This window comes from Microbacterium hibisci (assembly GCF_015278255.1).
GTDB classification, from domain to species: Bacteria; Actinomycetota; Actinomycetes; order Actinomycetales; family Microbacteriaceae; genus Microbacterium; species Microbacterium hibisci.
In genome coordinates, this window is sequence record NZ_JADIJC010000001.1 from 241,307 (window position 1) to 261,925 (window position 20,619).

Here is a 20,619-nt window from a genome sequence, read left to right on the forward strand (position 1 = left end):
CTCACGCCGAGCACGCGTGCGATGTGATGTCCTCGACCGAGCGCCGTCCGCGTCTGCGGCGGGCGGGGCGCGACACGCCGATGCCCTAGACTTGGGAGGATTCTGCAGGCGGCGATTGCGGGGGCCATGGACAGCACGAAGACGGCCGGGGCCGCGGCATCCCTCGACGGAACCCGCCGGTCTCGGCAGCCCTTCGGTCGCACCGTCCGCGCGTACATCGCGCTGATGAAGCCGCGGGTGCTCGAGCTGCTGCTGGTCACGACCGTGCCGGTCATGATACTGGCGCAGGGCGGGTTCCCGAGCCTGTGGCTCATCATCGCGACCGTCATCGGCGGCACTGCTAGCGCAGGCTCGGCCGCCGCGTTCAACATGTACCTGGATCGCGACATCGACGCGCACATGCAGCGCACGGTGAACCGCCCGCTCGTCACCGGCGAAGTGTCGCCCCGGGGTGCGCTGATCTTCGCGTGGTCGCTCGCGGTGTTCTCGACGGTGTGGCTGTGGCTCACCACGAACTGGCTCGCCGCGACGCTGTCGGCCGTCGCCATCTTCTTCTACGTCGTGATCTACACGATGATCCTCAAGCGCCGCACCGAGCAGAACATCGTGTGGGGCGGCATCGCCGGCTGCTTCCCGGTGCTGATCGGCTGGACGGCCGTGACCGGCTCGCTCGCATGGCCCCCGGTCATCCTGTTCGCGCTGGTCTTCCTGTGGACGCCGCCGCACTACTGGCCGCTGTCGATGAAGTACAAGGACCAGTACGAAGAGGTCGACGTCCCCATGCTCGGCGCGACGCGCGAGGGCTCGCAGGTCGGACTCCAGGTCATCCTGTACGCGTGGGCGACGGTGGTGTGCTCGCTGCTGCTCATCCCTGTCGCAGACATGGGCCTGGTGTACACCGTGTCGTCGCTGGTCTTCGGCGGCTGGTTCATCTACGAGTCGCACGTTCTGTACAACCGGGCCGTCCGCGGCACCGAGCCGCGGCCGATGCGCGTGTTCCACGCCTCGATCACGTACCTCACCCTGCTGTTCGTCGCGATCGCGGTCGACCCGCTGCTGCCGTTCTGATCGCGAGGGTCACGCGGGCCGCGTCGCCTCCAGGAAAGCGACGACCGCGCGCACCCGGCGGTTCTCGGTCTCGGACGAGACGATGCCGAGTTTGGTGAAGACGCTCGTGACGTGGCTCTCGACGGTGCGCTCGGTGAGCCAGAGCCGCGCGGCGATTCCGGCGTTGGTCAGCCCCTCCGCCATGAGGCCGAGCACCTCGCGCTCGCGCGGCGTGAGCGGGGCGAGCCGCCCCTCGGCGGCGCGGGCGCCCAGCAGGCGGGTGACGACTTCCGGGTCGAGCGCCGTGCCCCCGCTCCGCACGCGCTCCAGGGCATCGAGGAAGTCGTCGAAGGCCAGCACCCGGTCCTTCAGCAGATAGCCGAAGTGACCGGAGGGGATGAGCTGCAGCGCGTGGCGATACTCGAGGTGCTGAGACAGCAGCACGATCCCCAACTCGGGTCGCTCGCTGCGGATGCGCAAGGCGGCGCGCGCCCCGTCGTCGGTGCGATCGGGCGGCATGCGGATGTCGAGCACCGCGACGTCCGGCGCCTCCTCCACTGCCAGCCGGACAGCTTCGTCGGCGTCGCCGGTCTGTCCCACCACCTCGTGACCGGCGTCGGAGAGGAGCCCCGCCAGACCTTCCCGGAAGAGCCCGGAGTCCTCGGCGATCACGACGCGCACGGCAGCTCCGCCCAGAGCGTCGTGCCGCCGCCGATCGGCGAATCCACCCGCAGGGTGCCCCCGATCGCGCGGACGCGGTCGGACAGGCCTGCGAGCCCGCCGCCCGGCGTCACCGCCGCGCCGCCGCCGCCGTTGTCGATCACACGCACGTGGAGCGCGGCGGCATCCTGCTCGACCGACACGGCCACGTCTGCGGCGTGTGCGTGCTTGACGGCGTTCGCGACGCCCTCGCTGGCGACGTAGTAGGCGGTCGTCCCCACCGTGTCGGGGATCGGCGCGCCGCGCAGATTGACCTCGACCGGGACGGCGGCGGTGCTGGACAGGTCGGCGAGCGCTGCGGGCAGACCGTCGTCCAGGCTGCTCGGGCGGAGACCGTGCGCGACGGCGCGCAGATCGGCGACGGATGCCGCGACCGCGGTGATCGCGTCGTCGAGCGCCCGATCCACGTCGAGTTCGCCTCGAACGGCGTGGCGCTGCGCGAGGCGGAGCGACATGCCCAGGCTGACCAGCCGCTGCTGCGCGCCGTCGTGGAGGTCGCGCTCGAGCCGGCGGCGTTCCTCGGTCTCGGCCCGCACGAGGCGTGCGCGGCTGCGCTCGGCGTCGCGCAGAGCGCGAGCCAGCTCGGCCCGCAGGCGCACAAGCTCGATCAGCGGCGCCGCCGCGGCGACCACCCGCTGCGGCACAAGCTCGGCGCCGGGGCGTCCGGCGATCGTCGCGATCCGCGATCCGGCGAGCGTCACCGGCGTCACGGTGCGGTCCGTCGCGACCGCGTCGCCGGCGAACTCGACCACCAGAGACGGGTCCCGCATCCCGCGTCGGAGGATCTCGGTCACCTGCTCGGGCGGGGTGTCTCCACGATGAACCTGCTCCAGCGCGATCCGCAGTTCGTCCACGGTCCGCGCAGTGCGGGGGAAGATGACCGCGCCGACGGCGCGCTCGAGAGGAGCACGGCCGGCGATCGTCCCGAGCACGGCGACCGCCGCGGTGGCAGCCGCGATGAGGGCCGCACCGCCCGGGATCCGCGCGCCGAGGGCGGTCGCTCCGGCAACGATGCCCACGAGCGCCAGCAGCAGGACGCACCACGACACCACGCGCACGATCCAGACGTCGGCGTCCGTCGCCGTCAGCAGCGCCGCGCCGATGCTCAACGGAATCGCCACGCAGAACACCGCGACGGCCACCAGCACGACCTCGGCTCCGCCGAACAGGAAATATGTCACCCACAGGAACAGGAGAGCGGACGGGACGGCGAACGCGGCCACCGACAGCCAGCGCAGCTGCCGGCGCTCAGGCCCCCGCGCACGCCGGTAGCGCAGGACCACGGAGGCGGGCGCCGCGATCAGGCACGCCAGGAACACCGGCAGAAGCGCCGGAGCGAGCACATCCGCCGGCCCCCAGACGCCCCAGGGGTGGGGCGACGCCTCCCACGGCTCGGGATAGGGAGCCGGTGCGACGATCGCGAGCAGGTCGAAAGCGACCGCGACCACGGTGATCGTCGCCGCGACGATGCGATCGAGGCGACGTTCGAGCCGGCCGGTTGGGAAGAGCAGCAGCACCCAGATCCAGGGCGCGAAGAGGAGCATCCACGCTCCTGCGCTCATCGCGACCAGGACAACGCTGGTGGGCAGTCCCGCCCGGGCGGCGCCTCGCAGGTAGGCGTCTCCCGCAACCGTGAGCACGATGGCGAGGCCCGCGGCCGCGAGGGCGATGCCGACGGCGTTGCCGGTGCGAAGCGCCACGGCCGGTCCCAGCACCAGAGCGGGGATCGCCACCGCGAACCCGAAGATCAGCCAGGCGGCGCCATCCGCAGCCGCGGCGACGCCGGCGACGCCCAGGACGCCAAGCGGCAGGGCGGTCCCCGCGACGATCGCGGCGACGACCCCGATCCGGTTCACGCGACCAGACTAGGACCGCGTGGCCGCCGCCGATATCGCGGAAAACCCGCATTCGATCGTGTGGTCGACCTCGATGACCCGCCCGGCAGGCGAGTGGGAGATTCGATGCGTCGCACCGGGAGGTCCGGTCGGCGGGATGGTCGGAGAGGGGTTTCGGCGTGAGCGCTTCAACCGCAGCGGACACGGCTGCTGTCAGAGTCCGGCAGATCGAGCGGAGGGGTCGCGGGTGGCGCCGGGGATGGCGTTGGATCACCGTCGTCGCCCTGCCGATCGGGCCGCTCTCGATCACCGTGCTGAGAGGGGTCCTGCCGTACTGGACGGACGACGACCCCCGGGCGATCGCACAGGCGGTGATCGACAATCCCGCCCTGATGACCGTGATCGGCTGGCCCAGCCTCGTCGGCCTGCCGTCGATGCTGCTCGGCGTCCTCGCCATCGGGTTCGTCTCGCGGAGAGGGGCGCCGCTGCTGGCGACGCTCGGCGCCGGGATCACTTTTCTGGCGTTTTCGAACTGGACGGCGGGTGGCAATCCCGACCTTCTCGCGCTGACGATGGGGCAGCAGGGCTACAGCGTCGATGAGATCGTCGCGCTGTCGACCGCGATGTCCGAGTCCGGCATCGCCGCGGCCACGGGCGGCTTCTGGGTCGTCGGCCACATCGTCGGGATGATCCTGCTGGGCGTCGGCCTGGGGAGGGCGCGCATCGTCAACTGGTGGATCGCGGGGGCCCTCATCGTGTCGCAGCCAATTCATCTGGTCGCCGCGATCATCATCCCGTCGCGCCTGCTCGACGTCACACTGGGCTGGGGGCTGACGACGCTGGCGTTCACCGTCGTCGCGATCGTGATCGCCCGCATGCCCGACCAGGAGTGGGATCCGTGGCCTGGGGAGGCGGAACCCACGGCGAAGGCCGTCTAGGGGAGCGGCTGGGACGCTCGGGTTCTGGGGCCGGAGCAGAGCGAGGCGGCACGCGCGATCGCGTGCCGCCTCGTGGAGCAGGTGCGCTCAGCGGGTGGCGTCGGGGCGCTCGCCCGAGGCCGCGGAAGGAGCGGGGCGGTCGCTCGGAACCTCGATGTCGGGGCTCTCCGCCTGCACGGACTCGTCCGCAGCGGGCGCAGCGACGGCGGGTGCAGCGGCAGCGGCGGCAGGCGCGGGAGCGACCTGCGGCTCGGCCGCGGTCTCGGCCTCGGAGTTCCAGTCGATGGGCTCGACGACCTCGACCGGCGGGTGCGGGCGCAGCGTCGACAGCGCGGCGACGGCCAGGGTCAGCAGGACGCCGATGATGCCGGCGCCGATCAGGATGGAGCCGAGCTGCGCGATCGACTGGCCGACGTACACGTCGACACCGGTGGCGGAGCCGTCGGTCAGCGTCGTCGTCATCGATCCGAGCTTGTCGGTGGTGATGTACCAGCCGCCGGCGATCGTCGCGAGCGAGACGACGAGGAGGCCCCAGAACGGGATGCTGCTGATGAGACGGGGACGGGTGGGCATGTGTCGATCACTCCTCGGGATGCGCGACCCGTGTGGCCGCGGCATCCCACCCTCCCAAAGGAGTCCGTGCGGCCGCAATCCGGTCGCTATGGATCAGCTGTGTGCGGTGGCGTCCGCCGCGGCCGCGACGGGAGCCTTCAGCTGCAGCACGACCGTCGTCATCGTCGCGGCTGCCAGCGCGGCGAGCACCATGTGCACGCCGACCGCGAACTCGGGAAGTCCGTTGCGGGCCTGGTACAGACCGACGGCGATCTGCACGAACTCGACGGCGAGCAGGATGAGCGTCCAGCGCAGCAGGGCCGGCGCCGCCTCGCGCGCGCGCCAGCCGGCGTAGACCAGGGCGAGCGTGAGCGCGAAGAGCGCGTAGCCGGGCCACGCGTGCACGTGCTCGAGCACCTCGGCGTTGAAGCCGTTGCGCCCGGCGTCGGCGTCACCCGAGTGCGGGCCGGCGCCGGTCGTCAGCACGCCGAAGGCGATCGTCAGGGCCATCGCGAGGCTCGTGACGTGCACGAGCACCGCGTGCCGGCGGGGCACCAGGAGCGCACGCGGTCCGGCCGGTTGCGACATCCGCACCAGGAATGCGGCCGTGACGCAGACGAGCGCCAGCGACGAGACGTAGTGGAACCCGACGATGAAGGGGTTGAGCCCGGTGAGCACCGTGATGCCGCCGACGATCGCCTGGGCGGCGACGCCGCCCACCACGACGACCGACAGGACGTAGAGGTCGCGCCGCTCGCGGCGGATCTTCAGCACGAGGATCCAGACCGCCAGCGCGATGAGGCCGACGACGCCCGTCATCAGCCGGTTGCCGAACTCGATGAGCGAGTGGATGCCCTCGTCGATGCCCGGGGTCGGCACGAGCGATTCCGGCGTGCACATCGGCCAGGTCGGGCATCCGAGCCCCGACCCGGTCAGGCGCACCGCGCCGCCGGTGCCGATGATGGTCACCTCGGCGATGAACGACAGCCACGCGAAGACGCGGATCCGCTTGTCGACGTGGTCGGGGAGCCACCGCCAGATGCGCTGGCCGAGTCCCGGGGCCGTGGTCGTGGTCTGCTGCGCGGACATGCTGCTCGTCGCTTCCTGGGAGAGGCCCCGCGCGCCGCGCCGATCGACGCGTCACTGCCCTGGCGGGAAAGTCACGGCGCGGCCGGGTGGGGGCGGAACCTGTAGAATCGAGGGGTCGGGCGCGTGCACTGAGCGAGTCGCATCAGGGCGCCGCGCACCACTGACAGTCTAGGCGCGATGGTCGGCGCCGCTTGAGAGGGCCCGAGAAGCGGCATCCCCCCTCCGGTATCTCCACCGGAGAGAACGGATGCCGGGACGGATGACACCGCCAGGGCCCGGAGGAGAACGTGACGATGTCTGATGTGCTGATCGATCGCCCGGAGCTGGAAGGCCTGGGTGTCTACGAGTTCGGCTGGCACGACGCCGACGCCGCCGGGGCGAGCGCGCGCCGGGGCCTGAGTGACGCGGTGGTCCGCGACATCTCGGCGCTCAAGGCCGAGCCGGAGTGGATGCTGAAAACCCGCCTCAAGGGTCTGCAGCTGTTCGACCGCAAGCCCATGCCCACGTGGGGGGCGGACCTGTCGGAGATCGACTTCGACAACATCAAGTACTTCGTGCGCTCCACCGAGAAGCAGGCGCAGTCGTGGGAGGACCTCCCCGAGGACATCCGCAACACGTACGAGAAGCTCGGCATCCCCGAGGCCGAGCGGGCGCGTCTGGTCGCCGGCGTCGCGGCGCAGTACGAGTCCGAAGTGGTCTACCACCAGATCAACGAGGAGCTCGAGCGCCAGGGCGTCATCTTCATGGACACCGACACGGCGCTGCGCGAGCACCCCGAGTTCTTCGAGGAGTACTTCGGCACCGTGATCCCCGCCGGCGACAACAAGTTCGCCGCGCTCAACACGGCGGTGTGGTCGGGCGGCTCGTTCGTCTACGTTCCGCCGGGCGTGCACGTCGAGATCCCGCTGCAGGCGTACTTCCGGATCAACACCGAGAACATGGGCCAGTTCGAGCGGACGCTGATCATCGCCGACGAGGGCTCGTACGTGCACTACATCGAAGGCTGCACGGCTCCCATCTACAAGTCCGACTCGCTGCACTCGGCGGTCGTCGAGATCATCGTGAAGAAGAACGCGCGCGTGCGCTACACGACCATCCAGAACTGGTCGAACAACGTCTACAACCTCGTCACCAAGCGCGCCGTCGCCCACGAGGGCGCGACGATGGAGTGGATCGACGGCAACATCGGCTCGAAGGTCACGATGAAGTACCCGTCGATCTTCCTGATGGGGGAGCGCGCCAAGGGCGAGACCCTGTCGGTCGCGTTCGCCGGACCGGGCCAGCACCAGGACGCCGGCGCGAAGATGATCCACATGGCGCCGTACACGCAGTCGTCGATCGTCTCGAAGTCGATCGCCCGCGGCGGCGGCCGCGCCGGCTACCGCGGCGAGGTGCGCGTCGACGCCAACGCGCACCACTCGGCCAACACTGTCCGCTGCGACGCGCTGCTGGTCGACACGATCTCGCGCTCCGACACGTACCCCGCGATCGACATCCGGGTCGACGACGTGCAGCTCGGCCACGAGGCCACGGTCTCGAAGGTCAGCGAGGAGCAGCTGTTCTACCTGATGAGCCGCGGTCTGCCCGAAGACGAGGCCATGGCCATGATCGTGCGCGGGTTCATCGAGCCCATCGCGCGGGAGCTGCCCATGGAGTACGCGCTCGAACTCAACAAGCTCATCGAGATGGGCATGGAAGGATCCGTCGGCTAGATGAGCCCCACCACCGAGGCCCCCACCATTCCCGGCGCGAAGGGCCACTCCGATGGCGCCGGTGCGTTCGTGCCCGTGCAGACCCGCTCCGAGCGGCCCTGGTCGTTCGACCCCGCCGCTTTCGAGGCGCCGACGGGCCGCGAGGTCAACTGGAAGCACACCCCGACGCCCAAGCTCCAGCCGCTCTTCGTCGACGAGGCCGGTCCCCACGGCGTGATCGAGGTCGACGTGCAGGCTCCCGACACCCTGGTGCAGGAGCGACTGCTCGCCGGCACCGCGCCGCGCGGCGAGGTGTTCCGCCCCGAGGACCTGCCCAGCGCCATCGCCTGGAAGCAGGAGACCGAGGCGCCGCTGCTGCGCATCCCCGCCGGCGCCGAGTATCGCGAGCCGATCCTGGTGTCGCTCAAGGGCACCGGCGGCCTCGCCCACGCGCACGTGGTCGTCGAGGCGCAGGCCAACTCGCACGCGACCGTCGTGTTCCGCCACACCGGCACCGCGAGCCACGCGCAGAACGTCGAGATCATCGTGCGCGACGGCGCCCACCTCACCCTCGTCTCTGTGCAGGAGTGGGACGACGACGCCGTGCACGCGTCGTCGCACCAGGCGCGCGTCGAGCGCGATGCAACCCTGCGCCACGTGGTCGTCAGCTTCGGCGGCGGCGTCGTTCGGGTCAACCCCAGCGTCGAGCTGGCGGGCACCGGCTCGCGCGCCGAACTGTACGGGCTCAGCTACTCCGACTCGGGTCAGCACCTCGAGAGCCAGGTGTACCTGCACCACAAGGGCGCCGAGACGTCGGGCGACGTGCTCTACAAGGGCGCGCTGCAGGGCGAGTCCGCGCGCAGCGTCTGGATCGGCGACGTGCTCATCGGACCGGATGCCGTGGGCACCGACTCGTACGAGGCCAACCGCAATCTCGTGCTCACCGACGGAGCCCGCGCCGAGTCGATCCCGAACCTCGAGATCGAGACGGGCGACATCCGGGGCGCCGGCCACGCGAGCGCGACCGGTCGCTTCGACGACGAGCAGCTCTTCTACCTCCAGGCGCGGGGCATCCGTGAGGACGAGGCGCGTCGCCTGGTCGTGCTCGGGTTCCTCGCCGAGATCGTGCAGAAGATCGGTGTCGAAGACCTCGAGGCGGACCTGTTCGCGACGATCGAGGAAGAACTCGCCAAGGAGGCCGGCCGATGACCGCGCAGCGCGTGTGCGCCCTCAGCGACCTCGTGCAGGACGAGGCCCGCCGGGTCGAGGTGGACGGCGTCGCGATGGCCGTCGTGCTCGACTCGAACGGCGAGGTCCACGCCATCGGCGACGTCTGCACCCACGGCGACATCTCGCTGTCGGAGGGCTTCGTCGACGGCGAGACGCTCGAGTGCTGGGCCCACGGCTCGGCGTTCTCGCTGCGCACCGGCAAGCCCCTCAACCTCCCCGCGTACGAACCGGTCCCGGTCTTCGCGGTCACCGTCGACGGCGATGACGTGCTCATCGACGCGACCGTCAAGCTCGAAGTGAACTGAAGAAGGTACTGAAGAATGTCTGTCCTCGAGATCCGCGACCTCCACGTGACGGTCGAGACGGATGCCGGAACCACCCCCATCCTCAACGGCCTGACCCTGACCATCCGCACGGGTGAGACCCACGCGATCATGGGCCCCAACGGCTCGGGCAAGTCGACGCTCGCCTACACGATCGCGGGCCACCCCAAGTACACCGTGACGAGCGGCTCGATCACCCTCGACGGCGAGGACGTCCTCGAGATGTCGGTCGACGAGCGCGCGCGTGCCGGCCTGTTCCTCGCCATGCAGTACCCGGTCGAGATCCCGGGCGTCACCGTGACCAACTTCCTGCGCACCGCGAAGACCGCGATCGACGGCGAGGCGCCCTCGATCCGCACGTGGACGAAGGACGTCAAGACGTCCATGAAGAACCTGCGCATGGACCCGAAGTTCGCGCAGCGCAACGTCAACGAGGGCTTCTCGGGCGGCGAGAAGAAGCGACACGAGATCCTGCAGCTCGAGCTCCTCAAGCCGCAGATCGCGGTGCTGGACGAGACCGACTCGGGACTGGACGTCGACGCGCTCAAGATCGTCTCGGAGGGCGTCAACCGCGCCAAGGCCGAGAGCGACCTCGGCGTGCTGCTCATCACGCACTACACGCGCATCCTCCGCTACATCCACCCCGACTTCGTGCACGTCATGGTGAACGGGCGCATCGTCGAGGAGGGCGGCTCCGAGCTGGCCGACCGCCTCGAGGACGAGGGCTACGACCGCTACCTGCCCGCGGGCGAAGAGGAGTCGGCCGAGGCCCCCGTGGGCAGCGAAGCGTAGGATCGACCTATGACGGCGACGCTCACCCCCGAGAAGTACGACGAGGTGACCGAGGCTCTCAAGGACGTCATGGACCCGGAGCTCGGGATCAACGTCGTCGACCTCGGCCTCATCTACGACCTCGCCTGGGACGACGAGAACGACGCGCTGGTCATCCACATGACCCTCACGTCGGCCGGCTGCCCGCTCACCGACGTGCTCGAGGAGCAGACCGCGCAGGCGCTCGATGACATCGTCGAGCGGTTCCGTATCAACTGGGTGTGGATGCCGCCGTGGGGTCCCGAGCGCATCACCGACGACGGCCGCGACATGATGCGGGCGCTCGGGTTCGCCATCTGACACCGTCCGGTCTCCGGCCGCGCCATTGACGCGGCCGGGTGGTCGTTGCCACACTCGGCGCATGCCGGGGAACAAGCTGCGTGTCGTGTCCGCCGTCGGTATCGCCGCCCTGGTCCTCGCGGGGGCCTCCGGCTGCACCTTCGCCGACGTCTCCGCCGAGGCGACTCCCAGTCCCACGGCGAGCGTCAACCCCGACCCCGGTGCCGACGCGCTGGCGACGGTCACCCGGGCGCGGGTCGACGCGGCGATCGACGACCTCGCGACCTCGGTCGAGGCGGGGATGGACGCCTCGGGCACGCCCGGCATCGCCGTCGGCGTCGTGTACGAGGGAGAGGTCCTGTACGCCGAGGGATTCGGCGTGCGAGACCTCGACAGCGGAGACCCCGTCGACGCCGACACGGTGTTCCCGCTCGCTTCTGTCTCCAAGTCGATCGGAGCGAGCGTCGTCGCCCGCGCGATCGACGAGGGATACGTGTCGTGGGACACGCCCGTCGCCGAGCATCTCGACGGCTTCACGCTGTCGGATCCCTATGTGGGCTCCCACGTGACGATCGCCGACATGTACGCTCACCGTTCCGGTCTCTTCAAGCATGCCGGCGACGAGCTCGAGGAGATCGGGTTCGATCGCGCCGCGATCCTCGAGCGGCTGCGCCTGGCCCCGCTCGCGCCCTGGCGCTCGACGTACGCGTACGGCAACTTCGACATCACCGCGGCCGGCGAGGCGGTCGCACGCGCCGCCGGCGAGGACTGGGCGGCGCTCTCGGAGCGACTCCTCTACGAGCCGCTCGGCATGACCTCGACGAGCTCGCGGTACGCGGACCTGGAGTCCCGTGAGAACCGCGCCCTGGGGCACATGCCGCTCGACGGCGAGTGGGTCGTCACCCCCGATCAGCGTCAGCCCGACCAGCAGTCTCCGGCGGGCGGCGTGAGCTCGAGCATCGCGGACCTTCTTCCGTGGCTGTCGATGCTGCTCGCCGGCGGTGAGCACGACGGCGAGCCCTTCGTCGACTCGACGTCGCTCGTTCCGGCGATGTCGCCGCAGATCGTGGGCTCGCCGCCGACCTCGTTCGGCTCGCGCGCCGGCTACTACGGGTTCGGGTTCAACGTGGGCACGACTGCGGGCGGTCTCGTCGACGTCAACCACTCCGGGGCGTTCCTCCTCGGCACCGGCACGGTGTTCAAGCTGCTGCCGGGTGCGGGACTGGGCATCGTGGTCTTGTCGAACGCGTCGGCGAACGGGGTGCCCGAGGGCATCGCCGCGCGGTTCCTCGACATCGCGCAGTACGGTGCCGAGCGCCGTGACTGGCTGCCGCTCTTCATGCAGGTCTTCGAGGGGGAGTCGAACCCGTTCGGCGAGCTCGTGGGCGAGACGGCGCCGTCGGCGCCCGAGCCGTCGCAGGCGCTCGAGACCTACGCGGGGGAGTACGCCAACGACTACTTCGGTCCGGCGACCGTGGCGCTGGTCGGCGACGAGCTGGAGCTCGCGCTGGGCCCGACGGGCCGCTGGACGCTCGAGCACTGGTCGGGCGACGAGTTCGTCTTCCGGCCGTTCAGCGAGAACGCCCCGCCGGGGTCGGTCTCGAAGGCGACGTTCGACGGCGGCACGCTCGTGCTGGAGTACTTCGACCAGCACGGCCTCGGCACCTTCACACGGTGACTCACTCGGCGGGCGGAGAGCGCCGGCTCGATAGGGTCGAGGGGTGAGCGTCACCCCCCTGCAAGCCCTGCCCCTCGCCGAGCTGCGCCAGCGCACGAGCACGAAGTGGCGCAAGTACGGGGAGGACGTGCTGCCGTTCTTCGTGGCGGAGACCGACTACGCGCTGGCCCCCGCGATCACTCGGGTGCTCACGCGAGCGGTGGAACTCGGCGACACCGGTTACACGCCGCCCGACCCCGGCGTGCGCGAGGCGTTCGTCGACTTCGCGCGACGCCGCTGGGACTGGGCCGTCGAGCCGTCGCACGTGTTCTGGACGGGCGACGTGATGATGGGCGTCGTCGAGATCCTCCGCCGCATCATCGAGCCCGGCGACCGCGTCGTCGTGATGCCGCCGGTGTACCCGCCGTTCTACGACACCGTGGAGGAGGCGGGCGGCGTGATCGAGCGCGTGCCCCTCGTCGCGAGCGGCGCCGGCTGGGAGATCGACCTCCGCGGCGTCGAGGCCGCCCTCGCGGGCGGCGCGCGGGCCGTGCTGCTGTGCAACCCGCACAACCCCACCGGCACCGTGCACAGCCGCGAGGCTCTCGTCCGGCTGGCCGAGATCGCCGACGGCTTCGGCGCCGCCGTGATCAGCGACGAGATCCACGCGCCGCTGACGCATGCGGACAAGACCTTCACTCCGTTCCTCGCCGCCTCCGAGGCCGCGCAGCGCGTCGGCTACGCCGTCACCAGCGCGAGCAAGACCTACAACCTCGCCGGACTGAAGTGCGCCGTGATGATCGCGGGGGCCGAGCCGCAGGCGAAGGAGCTGCGCGCCCTGCCCTGGGAGGTGGAGTGGCGGACCGGCCTGTTCGGCGCGCTGTCGAACGTCGCCGCCTACTCCGCGGAGAGCGACGAGTGGCTCGAGAGCCTGCTCGCAGCCCTCGACGGCAACCGCGTGCTCCTCGGCGAGCTGCTGGCGGAGCACCTGCCGCTCGCGCGTTACCTGCCGCCCGACGCCGGGTTCCTGGCGTGGGTGGACGTCTCGGCGTACGGATGGGGCGACAACCCCGCCGTGCGGATCCTCCGCGAAGCGAAGGTGGCGCTGCACCACGGGCCCCTCTTCGGCACTGAGGGCAAAGGGCACGTCCGCATCAACTTCGGCTGCGCCCCTGAGCTCCTCCGCGAGGCGGTGGAGCGCCTCGGCGCCCTGGCGGGATCGTGACCGGGGCCACCGCTCCCACGACCGGGATCTGGAACGCCCGCTACGTGTGGGTGACAGTGGGCGCCGTCGCGCTCATCTTCCTCGCCGCGATGCAGTCCCTCGCGATCACCACCGTGATGCCGGTCGTGAGCGCCGACCTCGACGGCGAGCGACTGTACGCCGTGGCGTTCGCGGGAACGCTGGCGACGAGCGTCATCGGGATGGTCGCGGTCGGCGCGTGGTGCGACCGCGGCGGGGTGCTCGCCCCGCTGAGCACGGCGGTCGGCCTGTTCGTCGTCGGCCTGCTGATCGCAGGCTTCGCGCTCACGATGCCCGTGCTCGTGGCCGGGCGCCTGGTGCAGGGCCTCGGCACCGGCGGGCAGACCGTCGCGCTGTACGTGGTGGTCGCTCGCGTGTACCCCGGAACGATGCACGGCCGCGTGTTCGCCGCGTTCTCGGCCGCCTGGGTCGTGCCGTCGCTGATCGGGCCGTTCCTCGCGGGCGCCGTCACCGAGTTCCTCCACTGGCGATGGGTGTTCCTAGGGGTCGCCGCGCTCACCGTGGTCGCCTTCGTGATGGTCGTCGCGCGCCTGCACGGCCTCCCGCTCCACACCGACGAGCCGGCGACCTCCCGTGTCCTGCCGCGGCTCGCGTGCGCCGTGGCGGTCGCCGCGGGCGCGCTGGGGCTCAGTCTCGCCGGCGAACTCGGCGGCTGGGCGTGGGCGGCGGTGGCGGCATCCGTCGTCGTCATCGCCCTCGCCTCGAGACCGCTGCTGCCGCGCGGCACGCTGCGGGCGGCGCGCGGCCTGCCGAGCGTCGTGCTGATGCGCGGACTCATCGCGGGCGCGCTCTTCGGCGCCGAGATCTACATCCCGTACCTGCTCATCGACGACTACGGCTTCTCGCCGACCTGGGCGGGACTCGGCCTCACGGCCGCCGCGCTCGCGTGGGCGGCCGCCGCGGACGTGCAGGGCCGGTTCGGCGACCGACTGGGAAACACGCGCATCACGCTGATCGGCACGGCGCTGCTCGTGATGGCCCTCCTCATCGCGGTGGCGACGGCTCTGCTGGGCCTCCACCCCGCAGTGCTCATCGCCGGCTGGGCGCTCGCGGGCGGGGGCATGGGTCTCATGTACCCGCGGCTCACCGTGCTGACGCTGGCGTACTCCAGCCCGCAGAATCAGGGCTTCAACTCGTCGGCGCTGTCCATCTCCGACGCGGTCGGCTCAGCGGCCTCGATCGCGGTGATGGGTCTCGTGTTCACGGCGCTGGCGGGGACGGATGCCGGATTCCCGGCCGTCTTCGCGATCGGCGTCGTGCTCGCACTCGGCGCACTGATCCCCGGACTGCGGCTCGGGCACGCGCACGAGGCCGCAGCGCGCGGCTGAGCGGCGAATGTCGAGACCGCAGACGCGTCAGTTCTCGGCGCGGCCCAGGCGCCAGTAGCCCATGAAGGCGACGGCGCGGCGGTCGACGCCGCGCTCGGCGACCAGGTGGCGGCGCAGCGATTTGATCGCTCCGGCCTCGCCGGCCAGCCACGCGTAGAGCCGGGCGCTCTTGAGCGCTGCCCCGCCCTTCGCCGTGCGCGGCACCTCCCACAGGATGTCGGTGTCGATGTCGACCTCTTCGACGTCGGCGCCCGCGCCGGCAGGCGCCAGGGTGGCTGCGGCATCCGTCACGGACTCGACGAGGTGCGCGTGACGCTCGCCGTCCGCGCGCGCCCCGATGCGGTACTCGAACCCGGGATGGCGCGGCAGGTAGGCCGCGTCGTCGGCGTGTGGCAGCTCCACCGCGACGACGCCCCGCGCCTCGCGGGGAAGCTGCTCGAGGATCGCGGCGATCGCCGGCGCGGCAGTCTCATCACCGGCGAGCAGGATCGCGTCGACACGCGCGGGCGGCACGAAGTCGATCCCGAAGCTCACGCCGCTGTGCGCGACGGTGGGGGCGAAGATGAGCACCTCGTCGCCGACGGCGGCCCGAGCGATCCAGTCCGACGCAGGCCCGATGACATCGTGCGACACCATGTCGACGTCGACCTCGCTGACATGGTTGCGGACGTAGCGCGTCGTGTAGGTGCGGAAGGGCAGGCGCCGCTCCTCGGGCAGCTCGCGCCACTGCGCGTACCAGTCGTCGCCGGTCGGCATCGCGTCGAGGCCCAACGTCCGGGTCGGGAACACGATCTTGACGCGCTGGTCCAGCCCCGGGTCGCCGTACTCGGCGAGGTCCTCACCGCCGAACGTGAAGCGCCGGAAGCTCGGCGTCACGTCGGCGATCGCGGTCACGCGGGCGCGGAAGAAGCGGTAGGGCACGTCTGCGTCAGACATCGGAGGCTCCTGTCGGAAGGTGTGAGGCCGCGGCGGCGAGAGAGGCCGCATCGGCCGGAGTCGAGGGCGACACGTGGTGGCGGCCGCGGGGGAGGACGATGGGCGAACCCGACACGGGATCGGGCACGACGAGCGCATCGAGGTCGAACACGTCGCGGATGAGCTCTCGTGTGACGACGTCGTCGGGAGCTCCGCTCGCGATCACCCGACCGGCGCGCAGCGCGAACAGGTGATCCGCGTACCGTGCCGCCAGGTTGATGTCGTGCAGCACCATGACGATCGTCGTGCCGCGCTCGCGGTTGAGGTCGGTGAGCAGGTCGAGCACCTCGACCTGATGCGCGACGTCGAGGAAGGTCGTCGGCTCGTCGAGCAGCAGGATGTCGGTCTCCTGGGCCAGCGCCATCGCGATCCATGCGCGCTGCCGCTGTCCTCCCGAGAGCTCGTCGACCGACCGGTCCGCGAGATCCTCGATGCCGGTGGAGGCGAGCGCGCGCGCGACGACCTCGTAGTCGTGGGCGCTCCAGCGCGCCAGCAGCTTCTGATGCGGGTGGCGCCCGCGGCCGACGAGGTCGGCCACCGCGATGCCCTCCGGGGCGACCGGACTCTGCGGCAGCAGGCCGAGGGTGCGGGCGATCTCTTTCGTGGGGCGGCCATGGAGCGCCTTGCCGTCGAGAACGACCTGCCCCTCGCGCGGCGAGAGCAGGCGGGCGAGCGCCCGCAGGAGCGTGGACTTGCCGCATCCGTTCGCGCCGACGATCGCGGTGATGCGACCGGGCGGCACGTCGAGGTCGAGGCGCTCGACGATGGTGCGATCACCGTACGAGAGCGTCAGACCCTCCGCCGACAGGCTGTGGGATTCGGTCATAGCGATCCTCCGGCTCGGTTCGTCCTGATGAGGAGGTAGATGAGGAACGGTGCGCCCAGCACTCCGGTCACGACGCCGACGGGATAGCGGCTGTCGAACGCGAACTGGCCGAGCAGGTCCGCGAGCTGCACGAGCAGTGCACCCACGAGCCCCGATGGCAGCAGCAGCGAGCCGCCCGGCCCGACGATGCGCGCCGCGATCGGTCCGGCCATGAACGCGACGAAAGCGATGGGTCCTGTCGCGGCGGTCGCGAAGGCCAGCAGCGCGACCGCCGCCACGATCGCGACGATGCGGCTGCCCTGCAGTCGCACCCCGAGCGCGGCGGCGGCGTCGTCGCCCAGCCGCATCGTGTCGAGATCGCGGCCCCGCGACAGGAGTGCGGGCACCAGCACGACGCTCGCGATCGCGAGGGGGAGCACGGTCGACCAGGACGCGCCGTTGAGGCTGCCCGCCAGCCAGCGCATCGCCTCCTGCAGGTCGTACGCGGGCGCCTTCGACAGCACGTAGGTGATGAGCGCGTCCAGCATCGCCGCCACGCCGATGCCGATGAGGATCAGGCGCGTGCCGGCGAAGCCGCCCTTGTTCGAGAGCAGGTAGATCGCGAGGGCCGTCAGCAGGCCGCCGGCGACCGCCAGCACCGAGACCGCCGTGTCGCTCAGCGAGAGGATGACGATGCCGAACACCGCCGAGGCGCTCGCGCCGGCCGTGATGCCGATGATGTCGGGCGAGGCGAGCGGATTGCGCAGCATCGTCTGGAACGTCACGCCGGCGCTGCCGAACGCGAATCCCGCCACCACGGCGAGCACGGCTCGCGGCAGGCGCAGCTCGCCGACCGTGAACGAGGCGCCGGGCACCGTCTCCCCGAGGATCACCCGTATCACCTCATCTGGACCGTAGAAGGTCTGGCCGATCATGAGCGATGCGGCGAAGACGAGCACGACGCCGACGGCGAGCGCGCCGGTGACGAGCACGCGACGACGGGAGCGGCGTCGGCGCCCGGTGACGACGGCCTGGACGGTGACGGGGGAGAGGGTGCCGGTGCTCACAGTTCACGCACCTTCTGCCGGCGCACGATCCAGATGAAGAACGGAGCTCCGATGAGAGCGGTGAGGATGCCGACCTCGATCTCGTCGGGTCGCGCGATGACACGGCCCACGACGTCGGCGGCCACGAGCAGCCCCGCCCCGGTGACCGCCGAGAACGGCAGCAGCCAGCGGTGGTCCGTGCCGACGAGCAGCCGGCACAGGTGGGGGATGATCAGCCCGACGAAGGCGATCGGGCCGGCGATCGCGGTGGCGGCCCCGCACAGGATCACGGCTCCGGCCGAGGCGATGAGGCGGGTGCGCAGGACGTGCTCGCCGAGGCCCGTCGCGACGTCGTCACCCAGGGCGAGCGAGTTCATGCCCCGCGCGCAGGCGACCGTGACGATGGCGCCGACCGCCAGCACCGGTGCGATCGTGGCGATGCGGTCCCACGTGGCGCCGCCCACGCCGCCGATCTGCCAGAACCGGAACGTCTCGAGGAGGTCGACGCGGGGGAGGAGCACGGCGCTCACGAGCGACATGAAGGCCGCGGACGACGCCGCGCCCGCCAGCGCGAGTTTCAGGGGGGTGGCGCCCCCTCGTCCGAGGGATCCCACGGTGTAGACGAAGACGGCCGCTCCCGCGGCGCCGACGATGGCCGCCCCGATGTAGGCGTAAGGGTTCGTCATGCCGAAGAAGGCGATGCCGATCACCACGGCGAGAGCGGCGCCGCCGGAGACGCCGAGGATGCCGGGATCGGCGAGCGGATTGCGGGTCACGGCCTGCATGGCGGCACCCGACAGGGCCAGGGCGGCACCGACGAGGACGGCCAGCACGGTGCGCGGGAGCCGCGCGACGACGGCCGCCTGGGCGACGCCGTCGGTGTCGCCGGCGAGTCCGCCGAGGAGGTCTTCGAGGGTGACGTCGCGCACGCCGAAGGCGACCGATGCCACGCACAGCGCAGCGAGCGCGAGCGCCGCGACGCCGAGCCAGCCCAGTCGCACCGCCGCCGGACGCCGCAGGTTCGCGGCATCCGGCGTCGGCGATCGGACCTCGGTCGAAGTCACTCGATCACTCCCCGAAGGATCATGCGGGGATCGTTCAGCCCAGCGCGCCGGCGAGCAGGGCGAAGTACTCGTCGACGCCCCAGCCGATCGACAGCGGCGACGGGTTCGCCGACGCGGCCAGCGGCGTCGACGACTCGAGGATCGCGACGCGGCCCTCGGCGATGGCGGGGATCTGCGACAGCAGCGGGTCGGCCTGCATCTGCGCGATGAGCTCGCCGCCGGTGTCGCCGTACGTGACGAACACGTCGACGTCGGCGAAGCGATCGGCCTGCTCGGCGCTGACGGTCGCATAGAACGCCTCGCCGTCGGACTCCTCGGTGACCACCGCGGGCTCGGGCAGGCCCAGGTCGGCCAGGAAGCCGGGCCGCGTGTCGAGGCTGGTGTAGAACACGATCTGGCTGAGGTCGGCGGGATCGAGCGACGAGAACAGCACGGTGGAGTCCGCGAGCTCCGGGTGGTTCGCGAGCGCGGCGTCGACCTCGCCCTGCAGCTCCTCGATGAGCGCGTCGCCCTCGTCCGCGAGTCCGAGCGCCGCGGAGTTGAGGCGGATCATGTCCTGGTACGACGTGCCCCACGCGACCTCGGGGTAGGCGACGACGGGCGCGATCTTCGACAGCGTGTCGTACTCCTCCTGGGTGAGGCCGGAGTACGCGGCCAGGATGACGTCCGGCTGCGTGTCGGCCACGGCCTCGAAGTCGATGCCGTCGGTCTCGTCGAACAGCACCGGCGTCTCGGCACCGAGCTCCTCGAGCTGGTCTTCGACCCACGGCAGCACGCCGTCGCCGTCGTCGTCGCCCCACGTCACCTCGGCCATGCCGACCGGAACCACGCCCAGCGCCAGCGGCACCTCCTGGTTGGACCACGCGACCGTGGCGACGCGCTCGGGCTGCGACTCGATGACGGTCTCGCCGTACGCGTGCTCGATCGTGACGGGGAACGCACCACCCGACGAGTCGCCGGCCGTCTCGTCGGTGTTGTCGGCTGTCGGCGTAGCGCAGCCGGCGAGGGCGATGGCGGCGGCGGCCAGCATCGCGGCGGCGGTGACAGGGCGGGAGAGGCGCACGGATTCCTCCGGAGAAGTTTAGGTAAGGGTGCCCTTATTCGGGCGCGGTAAGGCCAACCTTACCCAGCCGTTCACCCGAGCGCCAATCAGGTTCGTCACACGCACGACAACGCGAAAGCCCCGACCGAGCGGCCGGGGCTTTCGATGACGGATGCCTCGCCACGAGGCATCCGTTCAGTCCTTCGTCTGGTCGACCTTTCGGACGAGTGCCCAGGCGCCGGGGATGATCGCCGCCGCCAGCGCGGCCTTGATCAGTCCGCCGACGACGAACGGGAAGAGACCGGCCTGCAGCACGGCGAGGAAGGCGTAGTCCAGACCCATCACGACGTTGAGGATGAAAGCCATGTAGGGGATCCCGAAGAGGAACGGCACCACGCTCGCGGCGGCGAACCCGAGGAACGCGAGCAGGGGCCGGCGGTCCCACGCGCGTTCGGCGAACCAGCCGGCGACGAAGGCGGAGAAGATGAACCCGATGACGAACCCGAAGCTCGGCTTGCCGACCGCGGCGAGCGTGCCGGTGAACCCCGCGAACACCGGGAGGCCGGCAAGGCCCACGAGCATGTAGGTCGTGAGGGCGGCGGCGCCTCGCCATGCCCCGAGAGCCGCGCCGACGACGATCACGCCGAGCGTCTGGCCGGTGATGGGGACGGGCCACAGCGGGATCTCGACCTGGGCCAGCAGAGCGACGATCGCGGCGCCGGCGACCACGAGGCCGGCGTCGAGAGCGAAAGCGCGAGCGCGGGAGGACGGGCGGGCGATGACGTCTGCGAGCACGCGACGGGTTCCGGCGGAAGCGGTCGGAGCGGCGGCGATGGATGACATGGCACTCAGCCTAGGGGGAGGGATGCCGGCATACTTGGACGCCGTCCACGAATGATCGTC

The 20,619-nt window shown here is 71.0% G+C and carries 20 protein-coding genes; 10 read left to right on the top strand and 10 right to left on the bottom strand.

The genetic code is table 11. The annotated features are described in order from the left end of the window. The first annotated feature begins 126 nt into the window (after positions 1 to 126). Positions 127 to 1,068, top strand: coding sequence for a heme o synthase (locus IM770_RS01140; RefSeq protein WP_203579302.1), 942 nt, complete (start codon positions 127 to 129; stop codon positions 1,066 to 1,068). Between the two features lie 9 nt (positions 1,069 to 1,077). On the opposite strand, the gene IM770_RS01145 is transcribed toward IM770_RS01140, so the two are convergent. Together IM770_RS01145 and IM770_RS18125 are read right to left on the bottom strand one after the other, a co-directional pair. Then, positions 1,078 to 1,728, bottom strand: a complete 651-nt coding sequence (locus IM770_RS01145; protein WP_203579303.1) for a response regulator transcription factor — start codon at positions 1,726 to 1,728, stop codon at positions 1,078 to 1,080. After that, a complete protein-coding gene (locus IM770_RS18125; protein ID WP_203579304.1) occupies positions 1,716 to 3,623 on the bottom strand; it encodes a sensor histidine kinase in 1,908 nt (635 codons plus the stop codon). Before IM770_RS18125 ends, IM770_RS01145 begins: the two co-directional genes overlap by 13 nt. A 158-nt stretch (positions 3,624 to 3,781) precedes the next feature. Here IM770_RS18125 and IM770_RS01155 point away from each other — a divergent pair, with 158 nt between their 5' ends. Continuing rightward, a complete protein-coding gene (locus IM770_RS01155; protein WP_203579305.1) occupies positions 3,782 to 4,540 on the top strand; it encodes a hypothetical protein in 759 nt (252 codons plus the stop codon). An 87-nt stretch (positions 4,541 to 4,627) separates the two neighbouring features. Here the strand turns inward: IM770_RS01155 and IM770_RS01160 are convergent, their stop codons facing one another. Both IM770_RS01160 and IM770_RS01165 read right to left on the bottom strand, forming a co-directional pair. Then, on the bottom strand, positions 4,628 to 5,113 hold the full coding sequence (locus tag IM770_RS01160; RefSeq protein WP_203579306.1) for a dinucleotide-utilizing enzyme: 486 nt from the start codon (positions 5,111 to 5,113) through the stop codon (positions 4,628 to 4,630). A 93-nt stretch (positions 5,114 to 5,206) separates the two neighbouring features. Further along, on the bottom strand, positions 5,207 to 6,181 hold the full coding sequence (locus tag IM770_RS01165) for a COX15/CtaA family protein (RefSeq protein ID WP_203579307.1): 975 nt from the start codon (positions 6,179 to 6,181) through the stop codon (positions 5,207 to 5,209). A gap of 293 nt (positions 6,182 to 6,474) precedes the next feature. Between IM770_RS01165 and sufB the strand changes: the two genes are divergently transcribed. The 8 genes from sufB to IM770_RS01205 all read left to right on the top strand — a co-directional run bounded on the left by sufB (position 6,475) and on the right by IM770_RS01205 (position 14,784). Next, entirely contained in the window at positions 6,475 to 7,893 is a 1,419-nt protein-coding gene (gene sufB / locus IM770_RS01170) for a Fe-S cluster assembly protein SufB (protein ID WP_203579851.1), read from the top strand. Continuing rightward, complete coding sequence (gene sufD / locus IM770_RS01175; RefSeq protein ID WP_203579308.1) at positions 7,894 to 9,081, top strand: Fe-S cluster assembly protein SufD; 1,188 nt, start codon at positions 7,894 to 7,896, stop codon at positions 9,079 to 9,081. Beyond that, positions 9,078 to 9,407 (top strand): non-heme iron oxygenase ferredoxin subunit, encoded by a 330-nt coding sequence (locus IM770_RS01180; protein WP_203579309.1) that lies wholly within the window; start codon positions 9,078 to 9,080, stop codon positions 9,405 to 9,407. Before sufD ends, IM770_RS01180 begins: the two co-directional genes overlap by 4 nt. A gap of 15 nt (positions 9,408 to 9,422) precedes the next feature. Further along, entirely contained in the window at positions 9,423 to 10,217 is a 795-nt protein-coding gene (gene sufC / locus IM770_RS01185; protein ID WP_203579310.1) for a Fe-S cluster assembly ATPase SufC, read from the top strand. Positions 10,218 to 10,226: 9 nt separating this feature from the next. Continuing rightward, positions 10,227 to 10,556 (top strand): metal-sulfur cluster assembly factor, encoded by a 330-nt coding sequence (locus IM770_RS01190; protein WP_045298811.1) that lies wholly within the window; start codon positions 10,227 to 10,229, stop codon positions 10,554 to 10,556. A 61-nt stretch (positions 10,557 to 10,617) separates the two neighbouring features. Then, a complete protein-coding gene (locus IM770_RS01195) occupies positions 10,618 to 12,213 on the top strand; it encodes a serine hydrolase (protein ID WP_203579311.1) in 1,596 nt (531 codons plus the stop codon). Between the two features lie 43 nt (positions 12,214 to 12,256). Continuing rightward, positions 12,257 to 13,417 carry a MalY/PatB family protein gene (locus IM770_RS01200; RefSeq protein WP_203579312.1) on the top strand — a complete coding sequence of 387 codons (1,161 nt, stop codon included), beginning with the start codon at positions 12,257 to 12,259 and terminating at the stop codon, positions 13,415 to 13,417. After that, complete coding sequence (locus IM770_RS01205) at positions 13,414 to 14,784, top strand: MFS transporter (RefSeq protein WP_203579313.1); 1,371 nt, start codon at positions 13,414 to 13,416, stop codon at positions 14,782 to 14,784. Before IM770_RS01200 ends, IM770_RS01205 begins: the two co-directional genes overlap by 4 nt. Positions 14,785 to 14,811: 27 nt before the next feature. Here the strand turns inward: IM770_RS01205 and IM770_RS01210 are convergent, their stop codons facing one another. The 6 genes from IM770_RS01210 to IM770_RS01235 all read right to left on the bottom strand — a co-directional run bounded on the left by IM770_RS01210 (position 14,812) and on the right by IM770_RS01235 (position 20,559). Continuing rightward, positions 14,812 to 15,720: a siderophore-interacting protein gene (locus tag IM770_RS01210; protein WP_203579314.1), complete on the bottom strand. Its 909-nt coding sequence runs from the start codon at positions 15,718 to 15,720 to the stop codon at positions 14,812 to 14,814. After that, positions 15,713 to 16,585, bottom strand: a complete 873-nt coding sequence (locus IM770_RS01215) for an ABC transporter ATP-binding protein (protein ID WP_203579315.1) — start codon at positions 16,583 to 16,585, stop codon at positions 15,713 to 15,715. The genes IM770_RS01210 and IM770_RS01215 overlap by 8 nt, the downstream gene beginning before the upstream one ends. After that, entirely contained in the window at positions 16,582 to 17,631 is a 1,050-nt protein-coding gene (locus IM770_RS01220; RefSeq protein WP_203579316.1) for a FecCD family ABC transporter permease, read from the bottom strand. Before IM770_RS01220 ends, IM770_RS01215 begins: the two co-directional genes overlap by 4 nt. Next, positions 17,628 to 18,674, bottom strand: a complete 1,047-nt coding sequence (locus tag IM770_RS01225) for a FecCD family ABC transporter permease (RefSeq protein ID WP_203579317.1) — start codon at positions 18,672 to 18,674, stop codon at positions 17,628 to 17,630. Before IM770_RS01225 ends, IM770_RS01220 begins: the two co-directional genes overlap by 4 nt. Before the next feature lie 34 nt (positions 18,675 to 18,708). After that, entirely contained in the window at positions 18,709 to 19,737 is a 1,029-nt protein-coding gene (locus IM770_RS01230; protein WP_307785333.1) for an iron-siderophore ABC transporter substrate-binding protein, read from the bottom strand. A gap of 174 nt (positions 19,738 to 19,911) precedes the next feature. Beyond that, complete coding sequence (locus tag IM770_RS01235) at positions 19,912 to 20,559, bottom strand: biotin transporter BioY (RefSeq protein WP_203579318.1); 648 nt, start codon at positions 20,557 to 20,559, stop codon at positions 19,912 to 19,914. Positions 20,560 to 20,619 lie beyond the last annotated feature (60 nt).